This window comes from Sheuella amnicola, assembly GCF_010499255.1.
Taxonomy (GTDB): domain Bacteria; phylum Pseudomonadota; class Gammaproteobacteria; order Burkholderiales; family Burkholderiaceae_B; genus Zwartia; species Zwartia amnicola.
In genome coordinates this window covers 238,146-252,454 of sequence record NZ_JAAGRN010000005.1, presented here as the reverse complement: position 1 = coordinate 252,454, position 14,309 = coordinate 238,146, and the positions used below count along the sequence as shown (strand labels likewise).

Here is a 14,309-nt window from a genome sequence, read left to right as displayed (position 1 = left end):
ATGAATATGCGTTTGCAAATCTCGCATCCCATGAATAAGGGCATTTCGGTGGGTATGAGGCTGTTGAAAGCAGCTGCCGCCAATGCCATCGCTTTATTGGCGTTGGCAACAACGTCGAGCGTCGCTCTGGCTCAAAGCGATTATCCGAATAAGTCCATCAAGATTGTTGTTCCGTTCGCTCCGGGCGGTGCGGCGGATACGACAGCCCGGTTATTGAGCGAGCCTCTGGCCAAGCAACTGGGTCAGCCTGTGATTGTCGAGAACAAGCCGGGCGGTGGCGCAACGATTGGTGCAAGTTACGTGGCGAATTCGCCGGCCGATGGCTATACCTTGCTTTACACCACGCCGGGGCCTCAGATCACCAATCCGTATCTGATGAGCAAACTGCCCTACGATCCGGACAAGGATTTAGTCCCGGTGACGCGGTTGTCATGGTTTCCGAATGTTTTGGTGGTCAATCCGAAGTTGCCGGTGAATAACGTCGCCGAATTGATCGAGTACGCTCGCAAGAATCCGGGTAAGGTCAATTTCGGTAGCGCGGGAATTGGAGCTAGCAGTCACCTAGCCGGCGAGCTGTTCAAGTCCGCCGCCAAAGTCGATATCACGCATGTGCCATACAAGGGTACGGGACAGGCGGTGCAGGATTTGGTCGCAGGAAATCTGCAGATGGTGATCGACAGCCTGTCGGTATATCTGCCGTACATCAAGTCCGGCCAGGTGCGTGTATTGGCGATTGCCATGCCTCAACGATCGCCTTTGTTGCCGGATGTGCCGCCTGTGTCGGATACATTGAAAGGGTTTGATGCGACAGCGGTGAATTATTTGACCGCGCCTTCAGGCACGCCTGCAGGAGTCATCGACAAGCTGAATAAAGCGGTTGTAGCTGTGATGGCCGATCCGGCATTGCAAGAGCGCATGATTACCATGGGAATGATCCCCAAGACCAGTACGCCTCAAGAGATGGCACAGGAAGTCAAGGCCGAACAAGTCAAATGGAAAAAAGTGATTCAGGATTCGGGTGCAAAACCTGACTAAAACCTGAATAGTCAGTCCCGATCTACATCCCCCAGACCCGCTGCCAGAGCGGGTCTGAACCGAAATCCCGTCTTAAACCACACCCATAAAATGGTCATTCAAACCGCTTTGTCATTTTCTTGTAAGATGTCCAACATCGAAGTTTAATTCCCAAATTCTGGAAAATAATCACAATCAGAATTTGCTCTTCTTTGTGTTGGAGACATCCCATGCCCCCTAATAGTTTTATGACCTCTACCGTTTACACTGCGCGCAGGCAGCCGTTGGCGAGCAGAGGGGCAGCGTCCGGCCGAACGTCCCTATCTCTGAATTCAACCAAGCCCAAGACGGCTTTTGATAGTCTGGGCCGCCCGGAAAATCTTCCGGACGAAATCGCGCAGCAGTTGCGCGCGAGAATCCTGAATGAAAGCCTGGCCCCGGGCCAGCGACTGCCAACCGAGCAGGAGTTAGGCGCCCAATTCGGTGTGAGCCGAAATGTGGTGCGCGAGGCGATTGCGCGGCTCAAGCTGACGGGTCTGGTCGAAACGCGTCATGGCGTGGGTACCTTCGTGTGTTCGGACATCGCGATGCGGCCGTTTGAGGTGTCGCATGATGATTTGCTGGACTTGGCGCAACTGATTCATGTGCATCAACTGCGCGTGGAAATCGAATCGGGTGCTGCAGGCCTGGCGGCGACGCATCGCACCAAGGCACAGCTCGAGAATCTGCAGATGGCGCTCAAGCGCGTTGACCAGAACTCCAAGGACTGGGAAGTGGCTGCGCATTCGGGAGTAGACTTCCACCTTGCCGTTGCGCATGCGGCGAATAATCCTTACTTTGTGCGAATCATGGGGCACCTCAGCCATGTGATTCATAATGCTGTGCGTACATTCCGCTTTAGAATCACGGGTACGGAACGTGTTGAAGAGCTGGGCGATGAGCATTTGCTGATCGTCGATGCGATCGCGCGTCAGGATTCGCTTGCTGCGCGCAATGCTATGCGCACGCACCTCGAAAACGCGATGGCGCGTTACAGAAAACTACTTGGAGACCTTTGAGCATGACCACCACCAGATTGTTGCAGGGCGAAATTACCGATAGCCTGATTGTCGAAAAGAAAGGCGCGATCGGTTGGATTACGTTTAATGATCCGGGTCGCCATAATGCGATGTCATACGACATGTGGGTGGGCGTGCCCAAGGCGCTCGAACTGTTCGAAAAGGACGATGAGATCCGTGCAGTCGTATTGACGGGCGCAGGTGACAAGTCATTTGTTAGCGGAGCCAATATCTCGCAGTTTGAAAAGCTGCGCACCACCGCCGATGCGGTTGCTGAATATGAGCGTGTCGGCGAAAACGCCCAGAACGCGATCTATAACTTTGTCAAACCTGTTATTGCTCGTATCAATGGTTATTGCATTGGCGGCGGTCTGAATATCTCGCTGTGCTGCGATATCCGATTCGCATCGGATGACAGCTCGTTTGCCGTACCGGCAGGAAAGCTGGGGCTGGGATATCGTTTGACGGCGATTCGTAATTTGGTGACCACGGTTGGTGCGCCCCAGGCTTTGGACATCATGCTGTCTGCAGCGCGCTTCAAGGCCAAAGATGCACAGGCCAAGGGCTTGGTACAGTATGTCGTGCCCAAAGATGAACTGGATGCAAGATTGAACGAGTACCTGCAAGTCATCGCTGGTAACGCGCCCTTGACCTTGCAAGCCGGCAAGAAAGCGATTCGCGAGTTTCAGAAGGTGCCGCCCCATGTGGACATCGAGGGCATCACCAAGCTTGTGCTGGGTTGTTTTGCCAGTGAAGACTACCAGGAAGGTAAAAAGGCTTTTGCGGAGAAGCGCGCCCCGGTGTTCCGCGGCAAGTAATGGCGTATCCGGTGAAAGCTTGCGGTTTTGTTTCGGGTTGTGCATGTCATGGCTAATCTTTTGAAGTGGGTATTGCGAGCCGTGACATGTGCGCTGATTGCGACTTCGGTCGTTCAGGCTCAACAGTATCCGACTCAACCGATCAAGATTGTGATCGGATACGCGGCGGGTGGGACAACCGATATTCTGGCCAGATCAGTCGGCGAGCAGTTGTCGAAAATCCTGAATCAGACCGTCATCATCGAAAACAAGGCCGGTGCCGCCGGTAACCTGGCTGCGGCATATGTATCTGCATCCAAGCCGGATGGCTATGTCTTGTTCATGGCCACCGTGGCAAGCCATGGCATTAATCCGGCTCTGTATAAAAAGGCGCTGGGATACGATCCGTTAACTGGATTCGAGCCCATCTCGATGGTTGCGTCCATACCGATGCTGTTGGTGACGAGTCCGACCTTGCCCGTTAAGACGGTGGAGGATTTGATTGCCTATGCTGCCAAACATCCCGGTATGCTGAACTATGCATCCAGCGGTAATGGCGCCCCGAATCATTTGGCCGGTGCGATGTTCGCCGATATGGCCAAAATCGATCCAGTGCATGTTCCTTATCGCGGCGGTGCGTTGGCCAATACATCTGTCATGAGCGGCGATACGCAATACACCTTCGCGACAATGCCGGCTGCAATGCCGCAAGTCGCAGCGGGTAAGTTAAAGGCTTTGGCCGTCACGACTGCGGCAAGATCGAATCAGTTGCCCGACACACCTGCGATGCAGGAAACGCCGGTGTTAAAAGGCTTCGAGATCAATACATGGAATGCATTGTTGGCGCCCAAGGGCACTCCGCCCGAAGTGGTCGCGACGCTGAATGCGGCCGTGGTCAAGGCTATGCAGATGCCGGCATTGGTCAAACGGTTTGAGGGCGAAGGTGCGACGCCAGTGACCAGTACGCCGGATGAGCTGAAAGCGTTCATCCGGTCAGAGTTGACCAAGTGGGCCAATGTGCTGGCGCGTACACCGATTAAGGCGGATTGATGTTTGATTTTCTGGATATCGGGTTGTGGCATCAGTTGTTTCCTTCAATTCCCCAGTTTGCTTTGATGTGCGTGGGCGTGCTGCTTGCGGGGACGATCCGGTCATTCACCGGTTTTGGCGCCGGGCTGGTGCTGGCGCCCGTGCTGAGTATGTTCATGGCACCCGCGGACATGGTGGTGGTGTTGCTGTTGCTGAACTTTGCGGTGTCGTTTCAGACTTTGCCCGGAACATGGAAAACAACTGACTGGAAGTTGGTGTTTTCTCTAACGTTACCGGCCATGTTCGGTGTGCCGATTGGTACCTGGCTGGTCGAGTGGCTGGATCCTAGTATGATTCGCCGCATGTTGGGTGTGCTGGTGGCGGGTCTGGCGGCCATCATGCTGTATGGCTGGAGATATAAGGGGCAACGCGGTCCGATCGGTGATTGGATCGTGGGTGTATCCAGTGGCGTGTTGACGTCGATTGCCGGTGTGGGTGGGCCGCCTCTGGTACTTTATCTGCTCAATGCCAAGGATTTGTCGCCGGTGGTGCTGAGATCGTTTTTCATGATGTATTTCACGATGATGCAGATCGTGACGGTTGCGTATTTCATGTACAACGACTTGATTAATCGTGCGCAGATTCTGTACACAGCATCGTTTTTGCCCGTCTATATTGTCTCGACGGTATTGGGAACGTATTTGTTCACCAAGGCACTTAAGAAAAGCGCCGATCTGATCAAGCGAATTTCGCTCTGGTTTTTATTATTGGTCGGGTTTGTGACACTGGCGATTTAAGCGGACACGCTTACAATCAGCTTCATGAGTAATAGAAAAATTCTGCTGTTTGGCGCAAATGGTCAGGTTGGCTATGCGCTGCAGACTGCGCTTGCCCCTCTCGGGCAAGTTGTATGCTTGACGCGTGCGCAACTTGATTTGTCTTGCTTGCCTGTGGGTGACGCGATTCCGGTTGCGTTAAAAGATTTGGTTCACTCAGTGCAGCCCGACGTCATTGTCAATGCAGCGGCTTACACTGCAGTTGATCGCGCCGAATCGGACGCTGTGCAAGCTGAGCTTCTGAATGCTTCAGTTCCCGGCTGGTTGGCCAAGCTTGCGCAAGAGACGGGTGCCTGTCTGGTGCATTACTCGACCGATTATGTGTTTGATGGAACAAAGCAGGGCACTTATGTCGAGACAGATTCGACAAACCCGCAGTCCGTTTACGGCGCAACCAAGCTGCAAGGTGAATTGGCGGTTGCCGCATCCTGCGACCGTCATCTGATTTTCAGGACCAGTTGGGTATTCGGTGCGCATGGCGGTAACTTTTTGAAGACCATGCTCAAGCTTGGCCAGGAGCGCGATGCGTTGCGTATCGTTTCCGATCAGATCGGTGCGCCGACGAGCGCAGAGTTGATTGCCAGAGTTACTGCCAAGGTGCTGGCGATTATGCTCGATCAGCAAATCGATGCGAAAGATACGCGTTGGGGCACATGTCATCTGGTTGCCGCCGGAGAAACAAGCTGGTTCGATTATGCGCGTTATGTATTTGAAAAAGCCGATCAAATGGGTTGGAAGTTAAAAGTGACGCCGCAATCAATTACGCCGATTGCAACCGCAGATTATCCAGTGGCGGCCAAGCGCCCTTTGAACTCAAGGCTGAATACTGCGAAGCTGCGCGAGACGTTCGGAATCGCTTTGCCGTCTTGGCAGGTCGGGGTGGATGATGTGCTAGCGGCTTTAAAAGACTGATTGCATATGACCAAAAAAATACTGATCGTTCGCACATCGTCCCTGGGTGATCTAGTCCATATGTTGCCTGCGATTTCGGATATCGCGCGTCATGTGCCCGATGCCCGTATCGATTGGTTGGCCGAAGATTCGTTTGCGCAAATTCCGTCCTGGCATCCTGCGGTCAACGAAGTGATCCGTGTCGCGCATCGCCGTTGGCGTCGTAACTGGTGGTCAACAGAGGTGCGCCGGGAAAGAAACGCGCTTGAGCAGGATTTGCGCGCGCGTCAGTACGATATCGTGCTGGATATGCAGGCCTTGATGAAGTCTGTCTGGCTGGTGAGGATGGCCACAGGAGTCAAGCATGGCCTGGATTGGAAATCGGCGCGCGAACCTCTCGCCTCACTTTTTTACGATGTAAAGCATCGCGTCGAGTTTTGGCAGCCCGCTGTCACGCGTCAACGTTTACTGGCCGGTGCAACGTTCGGATATCAATATGGGGGCGATCCGGACTTTGGGTTGCAGGCCTTCGAGACTGAGGCACGCGTGTTGCGTATGCACGAGGATCCTTATGCCGTCATCATGCCCTCGGCAAGTCGTGATGATAAGTTGTGGCCTGAGCAAGATTGGCAAGCCGTATTCGATGTGCTGACCGAACAAGGTTTGCAATTGAAATTGTTGGCCGGCAATAAAGGCGAAGTCGCACGCGCCGAGGCATTGATTGCCCATCGCTCCAATGCAATAGTGTTGCCGCGTATGGATCTGACCGAGGTCGCGCGTTGTTTGGCGGCAGCCAGACTGATGGTGGGTCTGGATAGTGGCCTGACGCATTTGTGCGCGGCCTTGGGTCGACCGACGGTTGGGATTTATAAAGCATCGACGCCTGTCAGAACTCCCTTGGTGGGTTCAGGCTTTACTGCAAGTTTGGGTGATCGCGGTCAATCGCCTTCGCGTGATGTTGTGTTGGCCGCAGTGGCTCAGGCGCTGGCGACCGGATAAAAGATAAACGATATGGCACTCAATTTTTATTCGATTCTTTTGCGCATATTTGCCCCCTTGATCTGGCTGTGGCTGGGGTGGCGTGCGCGTCGCGCGGGTGGTGAATGGCAGATCTTTGCGTCCGAACGTTTTGGTGTCTATGCGCAACCCTGGGATGGGGATCCTCCTGTTTGGGTGCATGCGGTGAGCCTTGGCGAAACGCGTGCGGCGCAGAGCTTGATCGCAGGGTTGATCGCCAGAGGTGATCGTGTTCTGTTGACGCATATGACGGCAACAGGGCGTGCCGAAGGCGCACGCTTGTTCGCGGCGGATATTGCGGCAGGTCGTCTGCGGCAGGAATGGTTGCCTTACGATTTTGCCGGTGCGACAAAAAAGTTTTTTGCACATTATCGTCCCCGCTTGGGTTTGCTGATCGAGCGCGAGGTTTGGCCCAATCTAATCGCCCAGGGTCGACTGGCCGGTGTGCTGACCATGTTGGTCAGTGCCCGGTTTAGCGCCAATGCTTTAAAGCATGTGCGTCAGATTGATCGCTTGTTCGGCTCGTTAATGAAGAGCGCTTATGCCGGCCTGTCTTTGACGCTTGCTCAGACGCAAGAAGACGCAGGCCGATTGTTCGAAGCGGGTGCGATCAACGTAAATGTTTCGGGCAATTTGAAGTTCGATGCGCAATTGCCCGTCGTAGCGGTCGAGGCTGGCCGTGCCTGGCGGGTGAAACTGAATCGTCCCATCATCGCCATTGCAAGTACGCGCGAGGGTGAGGATGCAATGTTTGTGCCTGCATTGACTTCACGGCAAGACGCTTTCGGATCCGGCGTGTTGTTTTTATTGATCCCACGTCATCCGCAACGCTTTGATGAAGCGGCAGCCCTGCTTGAGCAGGCCGGAATCGATTTCGTGCGATGGTCTGTCATCCGTCATGATGTTCAGGCAAAAGAAACACTGGACCGAATTCAGGTTGTCTTGTGCGACACGCTGGGTGAAATGCCATTCTTTTATGCCGCTAGCGATGTGGCGATTGTGGGCGGCAGCTTTGCGCCCTTGGGTGGACAGAATCTGATCGAGGCTTGTGCAGTTGGTACGCCCGTGATCGTTGGACCGTTTACCCGTAACTTCAAGGATGCTGTGCAAGGCGCCGTTCAAGCAGGTGCGGCGATTCAGTTGACTGAATCAGATCTCGTCGACCCTGCCGTGGGTGCAGTGTCGACTGCGCTTGAATGGTTGAATGACGAGCACACTCTTGAGCAACGATCCCATGCCGCTAAAAACTGGGTGTCGCAGCACACAGGTGCGGCGTCAAGAATGCTGCAACAAATCAACGATTTTCAAGACGAGCGCGCGATACCTTGACTGCATCGGGCTGAATCTGGGGCTTGATTTGCGTGGCGGCGGTTTTGCCTTTTTGGCTACGCGGCTCGCCAAACACGCCTTGCGCCGTGGCGAACACAGCAACGTTGATCACAATCAGGATGAAGAATAGGGTGCGCATGGCTTTATCTTAGTTGCCGGGGCTTCAGCCGTCCAGCTTTGATCTCACGAGTCCGTCCAGAACAGGGTTGGCAAAGAACCGGATATCGAGATGCGCAAGTACTTTGCGGACTTCGCCTTCGACTTCGGGCCAGCCGCCGCCGCTCACGCAAAGTATCGGAGGCTGTCCATAATGCCTTTCCACAACCGCGCATTGGCGCCAGACTGCTCCCGCCTGTGCGGCTACAACACCGGTCGAAATCGCTTGCAGCGTGTGTTTGGGAAAGTCATTGCCCGCGCCACTGGCCAGAGGCAAGTTCGCAGTACCCTGTGCCAGCGATTGGCGCATCAGCGCTGGGCCGGGCAAAATCAGGCCACCTTCGAAAACCAGATCGGGTCCGAGCGTGTCGATGGTTGTCGCGGTCCCAAAGGTGGCAAGCACGAGCGGAGATGGCTTGTCCGTGGCTTGTTTTGCAAAATGGCCAGCCAGGCCCAATAGCGCCGCCCAGCGATCTGCTCCAAGTTGTTCCGGCTGGTTGTAGCGGTTTTGAATGCCGAGTTTTTCTGCGGTTGGTCTGAGCCACTGCACTGAGCAACCGATCAATTGGAACGACTTTTCGAGCAGTTCCGCCACGACGGTACCGGCGACATTGACGCCGCGTGCCTCGGTCGGTTGCATGGGCAGGGTATTGAGCCATTTGCGCAACAGGTCCGGTACCTGTGCCAATGGGTTAAGTGCGATCGCATGCACGGCGGGTTCGCGTCCGAGCGTCGGGTGTTGCCAGCCTAACTTGAGTCGACTGTTTCCCACATCCATCAGTACGATCATGGCATCCTTTGTGGTGTTTTTATGGATTATGACACCGGACGAACCGATATGTCGCCGGTCATGACCGGAATGAGTCCTTTGGCGGTCCGAACCTGTAATCGACCTGTGACGTCAGTGCCGCATGCCGTGCCTGAAAGCAATACTTTGCCCTGATCGAGCAGATTGACCTCGACATGTTGCAAGTCATCAACCTGTGCATAGTGTTCTACGAAAGCGGCAAATCCTTCTTTTGCATAGACGAGAATAGCTTGTTGCCAGGCTTGCGCGATTGCGCTGACGATATTTAACGCAGTATCGACGCTCACATCGGATCGCGTGACATCTGACCAATCGGCAATCGGCCGGTCAAGGTCGTGGGAGAGTTGGCGTGCGCCGCGCAGATTGATGCCAATGCCTGCAACGATGACGGGGTGTTTGTGACCGGCAGTTGGTGCGGTCTCGACAAGAATCCCGGCCAATTTGCTGTGTTTGCCCCATTGAAGATCATTGGGCCATTTCAACCCCAGCTTCAATGTCTCGCGGTCATCGATTTGAGTGCCAGCAAGCTGGCGAAGCGCTTCGCAGGCGGCGACCCCCAGTGCGGGTGAGAGCCCGGGTAGTTGAGCCAGGGGAATGTCCGGTGCGAACGCGCAAGAAAACATCAGCGTGGCGTCCGTAGTGTTTTTCCAGGGGCGACCGGCCCGTCCCTTGCCCGCGGTCTGCTGTCTTGCCCCACGCAGCCAGGGTAATGGATTTGATTCAGTCACCCCTTGGCGGGCGCGCAAAATGAGATCCTGGTTGGTCGATGGCGTTGAATCAGCCCACTCGATCGTCCCAAAACCGGACAAGCGAGTGCGCAGCGAGTTGGCAAAGGCTGCAGATACCGATTCGGATGAAGACGCAGGTAACTCTGTTTGAGAGTGGGAATAAGAATGGGATTTAAATGGCATATTTCGCATTCTAAAAGCGAATTCCTTCAATTCCGACAATCAATTGTTTGTCACAGTGCTTTATGATGTAACAATCGAAAATTTAAGTAATTTTTGCTATTTATGGCGTTGCCGGTACCAGTCCAGACAAGTCGACAAAATGTCGCCCAAACTGTTGTGTTTGCGGCAGGGGTGTGCCGTCTGGTGGGGGATTGGGGTGTTCAGATCCTGTCCGCGCGTACGGAGGTTGAGCATCGACGGCAAGCCATGTCAGCCGCCACTGGTGCTGCCGGGGGAGTCAAAGGTTGGGATTTGACCGGCATAACACGGTTGGATGCTGTTGGCGCTCAGCTTCTCTGGCAGTTTTGGGGACAAAAGTTTCCGGATGGTTTGCAACTGACGGATAGTCAGCAGGCATTGTTCAAGGTTTTGGCCGAACATCCCATCGAGCCCGTTGTGCCACCCCCTCCGATCGACTGGTTTGGTTGGGTGGCGACTTTAGGCAAGGGTTTCTACATTGCGCTGGATCACGGTCGCGGTTTGCTGATCCTGCTTGGCGGCTTGTTACTGAATTTCTGGGGGATGCTCAAGCGCCCCATCCATGGCCCGTGGCGGGAAATCTCTGCGCAAGTGTTCAGAACCGGTGCGCAGGCACTTGGTATCACGGCGCTGGTGGGATTTTTGATCGGTATTGTTTTGTCGTATCTTTCTGCTCAACAGCTCGCCGTATTCGGCGCCGGACAGTTCATCGTCAAGTTGCTTGGCGTGTCCATTGTGCGCGAACTGGGTCCCGTGCTGGCTGCGATACTGGTGGCGGGTCGATCGGGTTCATCCATTACCGCACAAATCGGTGTGATGCGGGTCACGCAAGAGCTGGATGCAATGCAGGTGATGGGGATATCAGAAGGTCAACGTTTGATTTTGCCCAGGGTGATCGCGCTGGGGTTGACCATGCCCATGCTGGTGTTGTGGACCGATACGATGGCGCTGCTCGGCGGCATGCTTGCAGCCAAGTTCGAACTCGGTTTATCGGTAGTATGGTTCGCCGAGCGCTTGCCCGACGCGATCGGCATCAAGAATTATTGGATCGGCATCATCAAGGGTGTCACATTCGGCGCTTGGATTGCCCTGGTGGCTTGTCATTTCGGTTTGCGCATCGAACCTAATACGGAAAGTCTGGGCAAGGGAACGACTGCATCGGTGGTGACCGCGATCACGGGAGTCATTCTGATCGATGCTATTTACGCCATCATTTTCAACGAGATGAATATCTGATGGATGCCGCCCCGATTATCGATGTGCAGGACTTGACCACGGCGTTCGGAACCCACGTCGTGCATCAGCATTTGAATTTGCAGGTTTATCCCAAAGAGATTCTCGCTCTGGTGGGTGGGTCAGGGTCCGGCAAGACTACGCTGCTGCGCCAGATTCTGGGCCTGGATGAACCCAAGGCGGGTGAGGTCAAGGTGTTTGGACGGCCAGTGCATGATTATCTGGGTGCGGATCGCATTGCGTTGACGCATCGTTGGGGCATGCTGTTTCAGGCGGGCGCGTTGTTTTCGGCTTTGCCGGTGTTTGATAATGTGGCTTTGCCATTGCGTGAATTGCATCACTTGCCCGAGGACTTGATTCGGGATGTGGTCTTAATGCGCTTGAGCTGGATGGGGTTGTCGTCGCGCGATGCCGCGCTGATGCCTTCAGATTTGTCGGGCGGCATGATTAAGCGTGTCGCGTTGGCGCGCGCTCTGGCATTGGATCCTGAGTTGCTGTTTCTGGATGAGCCGACTGCCGGGCTGGATCCGCAGCGATCGGATGAATTTTGCGACCTGATCCGAACCCTGCACAGAGAGCTGGGATTTACCGTTGTGATGGTGACGCACGATCTGGATACGATTGGTGCGCTGGCGACCCGGGTCGCGGTATTGGCGGAAAAAAAGGTGCTGGTTGAAGGGTCGCTTGAGCAAGTCAGGCAAACTAAGCATCCGTTTATCGAGGCGTTTTTTAATGGCGAGCGCGGAGAGCGTGCTCTGGGGCAGAACGAAGTGAAGGACGTGAAAAATGGAAAATCGTAGCCATGCCATGATGGCCGGGCTGTTCATGATCATCCTGCTGATTGGCGCAGCGATTGCCGCGATCTGGATCAGCAAGAAGAACGTGCCGCTTAAGCCTTTCGAACTGGTCGCCACCTCTCCCGTGACGGGCTTATCGGTGCAGTCGCAGGTACGCTATCAAGGGGTGCCTGTCGGTCGGGTCGATGCCTTGCGCTTTATTCAGGACAAGCCGGGCCAGGTGCGGATTTTGATTGGGGTGGCTCCGAATACACCGATAACGACAGCGACGTGGGCGGAGATTGTGACTGCAGGTGTGACCGGTATTTCGAACATCGAACTGCGCGACAAGGGCGAGACCCATGATCGCCTGGAATCTTCGGCCCAGCATCTTGCCGAGATTCCGATCAGGCCCAGTTTTTTCGAGCGTCTGCAATCGCAAGGCGGTGGCATGCTGGCATCGCTTGAACGTGTCTTGACCCAGGTTGAAAAAATTGCTTCCGATGACAATTTGAGTGCAATCAATGCAGCGATCAAGCATTCGGCGCAAATGACAGAATCACTGAATAAGTCTGTGCAAGCCATGGAACCTGGCCTGAAGAAATTACCTGCCGTGATGGACACATTGTTGGCAACGGGTAAGCGGGTTGATTCGGCTGCGCTTGAAATCGGCAAATTGGCGGTGGCAGCACAGGACACTGTGACCTTGCTCAATGCGCCGAACGGCCCGATGCAAACCGCCGCGAAAAGTCTGACCGGCTTGCAGGAGGTGGCGATTCAATTACGTGCTTCGACGCTGCCGGATGTTTCGGTGTTGTCTATGAGTCTGACCGATGCGGCCCGATCCTTTAACAAGACGTCGCGCGAAATCGGACAGTCGCCGCAGTCATTGATTTTTGGTCTGCCGCGTCAAGCCCCTGGACCGGGAGAGCCCGGTTTTGCCGGTTTTAACGGCAACGGTTCACCAGTTCGTTAATTCGCTGATTCACGGATTCGCTCAAGCTCATCCAGACTGATCTGATCAAAAAATGCGCAGATCAGCGCAAAAGGAATAAGAATGATTACAACTGCAATGATTACAAGTGCAATGACATCAAAGCATTTTTTATTCGGCCGGAGTCGGGGAGTCGCCTGGCGAGTCCTGGCTGCCGTTACTCTGGCAGGGGTATTGAGCGCCTGCGGCACAGGTCGCTCGACTCAAAGTCCAACACAGCTTGATCTTGGCGCGGCGCAACAGCGCACGACTGTAAATCTGCCATCTAATCCGCCAATTACGGTGCCTGCAGCAAGTTCCGCATCATTATTGACTGAAACGATGGTGGTGTGGCGTGTTGGTGATCATGGTCAGCCTCAGGCTTATTCGACCTTTCAGTGGATTGCGCCCCCGGCAAAGCTCGTGACGCAAAGGTTGATGGATCGCTTGTCGTTACAGGGGGCAGTTTTGCCGCAAAACGTAGGTGGCGATTTGCCCCAGTTAAGAACGAATTTGCAGCGATTCGAGCAAACTTTTTCACTGGATGGCTCAACCAGTCGTGGTCATTTGACCATGCAGGTTGTACTGGTTAAGGGTTCGAAAGTCGTGAATCAGTTGATGATTGATGTCAGTGTGCCGGCCAAGTCCCAGGATGCTTTGGGCGGGGCGCAGGCTCTGCGTGAAGCGACCGATCAGACGGTCGATCAAGTGGCACAATGGCTGACCGCCGAGCTTAAAAAGCCTGCTGCAAATTAAGCTTGAATTTCAATTTGAACATATAGTCATAGAGTGATTGATCGTCATGTCAGCACATACCGAAGTAACCACATTTGACGGCGTGGCCGGACGGATTGATGTCGCGCTGGACTGGCCTGCGCATGCGCCCTCGGGCTGGGCGTTGATCCTGCACCCCAACCCTTCTCAAGGTGGGTCGCGTGACAACAAGGTGGTGACGACCTTGGCGCGTGCATGCGTTCAGCACGGATTATTGGCAGTGCGGCCGAACTTTCGCGGTATCGGGCAGTCGGAAGGCGGATTCGATCATGGTAAGGGTGAGTTGCTGGATATGGCCGCATTGGTCGAGCAGTTTCGTGTGCGTTACCCGGAGATCGCCTCCAAACCATGGGTGATGGGTGGGTTTTCATTTGGCACATCCATTGCGGTCCAGTTGTATGCGCAATGGCAAGCGGCCGGGAAGAATCTTCCCAATATCGTGATTCTGACCGGCTCGGCAGCATTACGGTTCCGTCATGGCGATGCCAAGGCGCCTGAGGATGCCATGGTGATTCATGGCGAGGATGACGAGGTGGTGCCGTTGTCAGAGGTGATGGAGTGGGCCAGACCCATCGGCATGCCGGTAGTCGTCGTGCCGGAGGCGGGGCATTTCTTCCATGGCAAACTGCTGGTCTTGCGCCATCTGGTGCAAACGCGTCTGAAGGCGTTGCCGGCTGCCTGATATTTGT

Annotated in this window: 16 protein-coding genes; 13 read left to right on the top strand and 3 right to left on the bottom strand. The window is 54.7% G+C overall.

Annotation, left to right across the window (positions count from 1 at the left end; all coding sequences use genetic code 11):
- The first annotated feature begins 6 nt into the window (after positions 1–6).
- From G3I67_RS09375 to G3I67_RS09340, 8 genes are all read left to right on the top strand, one after another.
- Positions 7–1,035 (top strand): Bug family tripartite tricarboxylate transporter substrate binding protein, encoded by a 1,029-nt coding sequence (locus G3I67_RS09375; RefSeq protein WP_163654593.1) that lies wholly within the window; start codon positions 7–9, stop codon positions 1,033–1,035.
- A gap of 209 nt (positions 1,036–1,244) precedes the next feature.
- Positions 1,245–2,072, top strand: a complete 828-nt coding sequence (locus tag G3I67_RS09370) for a FadR/GntR family transcriptional regulator (protein ID WP_235931830.1) — start codon at positions 1,245–1,247, stop codon at positions 2,070–2,072.
- Between the two features lie 2 nt (positions 2,073–2,074).
- The gene (locus G3I67_RS09365; RefSeq protein WP_163654591.1) at positions 2,075–2,890 is read left to right on the top strand and encodes an enoyl-CoA hydratase; all 816 of its coding nucleotides are present in this window, start codon (positions 2,075–2,077) and stop codon (positions 2,888–2,890) included.
- Between the two features lie 48 nt (positions 2,891–2,938).
- Positions 2,939–3,919 carry a Bug family tripartite tricarboxylate transporter substrate binding protein gene (locus G3I67_RS09360; protein WP_163654589.1) on the top strand — a complete coding sequence of 327 codons (981 nt, stop codon included), beginning with the start codon at positions 2,939–2,941 and terminating at the stop codon, positions 3,917–3,919.
- A complete protein-coding gene (locus tag G3I67_RS09355) occupies positions 3,919–4,695 on the top strand; it encodes a sulfite exporter TauE/SafE family protein (protein ID WP_163654587.1) in 777 nt (258 codons plus the stop codon). Before G3I67_RS09360 ends, G3I67_RS09355 begins: the two co-directional genes overlap by 1 nt.
- 24 nt (positions 4,696–4,719) lie before the next feature.
- On the top strand, positions 4,720–5,646 hold the full coding sequence (gene rfbD, locus G3I67_RS09350; RefSeq protein ID WP_163654585.1) for a dTDP-4-dehydrorhamnose reductase: 927 nt from the start codon (positions 4,720–4,722) through the stop codon (positions 5,644–5,646).
- A gap of 6 nt (positions 5,647–5,652) precedes the next feature.
- A complete protein-coding gene (waaC, locus tag G3I67_RS09345) occupies positions 5,653–6,624 on the top strand; it encodes a lipopolysaccharide heptosyltransferase I (protein WP_163654583.1) in 972 nt (323 codons plus the stop codon).
- Between the two features lie 12 nt (positions 6,625–6,636).
- On the top strand, positions 6,637–7,971 hold the full coding sequence (locus G3I67_RS09340) for a 3-deoxy-D-manno-octulosonic acid transferase (RefSeq protein WP_163654581.1): 1,335 nt from the start codon (positions 6,637–6,639) through the stop codon (positions 7,969–7,971).
- On the opposite strand, the gene G3I67_RS09335 is transcribed toward G3I67_RS09340, so the two are convergent.
- The 3 genes from G3I67_RS09335 to G3I67_RS09325 are packed head-to-tail and all read right to left on the bottom strand — an operon-like array spanning position 7,937 to position 9,846.
- Positions 7,937–8,110 carry a hypothetical protein gene (locus G3I67_RS09335; protein WP_163654579.1) on the bottom strand — a complete coding sequence of 58 codons (174 nt, stop codon included), beginning with the start codon at positions 8,108–8,110 and terminating at the stop codon, positions 7,937–7,939. The genes G3I67_RS09340 and G3I67_RS09335 overlap by 35 nt on opposite strands.
- 24 nt (positions 8,111–8,134) lie before the next feature.
- Complete coding sequence (locus G3I67_RS09330; protein WP_163654577.1) at positions 8,135–8,917, bottom strand: type III pantothenate kinase; 783 nt, start codon at positions 8,915–8,917, stop codon at positions 8,135–8,137.
- A gap of 26 nt (positions 8,918–8,943) precedes the next feature.
- Entirely contained in the window at positions 8,944–9,846 is a 903-nt protein-coding gene (locus tag G3I67_RS09325) for a biotin--[acetyl-CoA-carboxylase] ligase (RefSeq protein WP_163654575.1), read from the bottom strand.
- A 108-nt stretch (positions 9,847–9,954) separates the two neighbouring features.
- Here G3I67_RS09325 and G3I67_RS09320 point away from each other — a divergent pair, with 108 nt between their 5' ends.
- From G3I67_RS09320 to G3I67_RS09300, 5 genes are all read left to right on the top strand, one after another.
- Positions 9,955–11,100, top strand: a complete 1,146-nt coding sequence (locus G3I67_RS09320) for an MlaE family ABC transporter permease (RefSeq protein ID WP_375539312.1) — start codon at positions 9,955–9,957, stop codon at positions 11,098–11,100.
- Positions 11,100–11,897, top strand: a complete 798-nt coding sequence (locus tag G3I67_RS09315; RefSeq protein WP_163654570.1) for an ABC transporter ATP-binding protein — start codon at positions 11,100–11,102, stop codon at positions 11,895–11,897. The genes G3I67_RS09320 and G3I67_RS09315 overlap by 1 nt, the downstream gene beginning before the upstream one ends.
- Positions 11,884–12,849: an MlaD family protein gene (locus G3I67_RS09310; RefSeq protein ID WP_163654568.1), complete on the top strand. Its 966-nt coding sequence runs from the start codon at positions 11,884–11,886 to the stop codon at positions 12,847–12,849. Before G3I67_RS09315 ends, G3I67_RS09310 begins: the two co-directional genes overlap by 14 nt.
- Before the next feature lie 81 nt (positions 12,850–12,930).
- Positions 12,931–13,602: an ABC-type transport auxiliary lipoprotein family protein gene (locus G3I67_RS09305; protein ID WP_163654566.1), complete on the top strand. Its 672-nt coding sequence runs from the start codon at positions 12,931–12,933 to the stop codon at positions 13,600–13,602.
- A 46-nt stretch (positions 13,603–13,648) separates the two neighbouring features.
- On the top strand, positions 13,649–14,302 hold the full coding sequence (locus tag G3I67_RS09300) for an alpha/beta hydrolase (protein ID WP_163654564.1): 654 nt from the start codon (positions 13,649–13,651) through the stop codon (positions 14,300–14,302).
- Positions 14,303–14,309 lie beyond the last annotated feature (7 nt).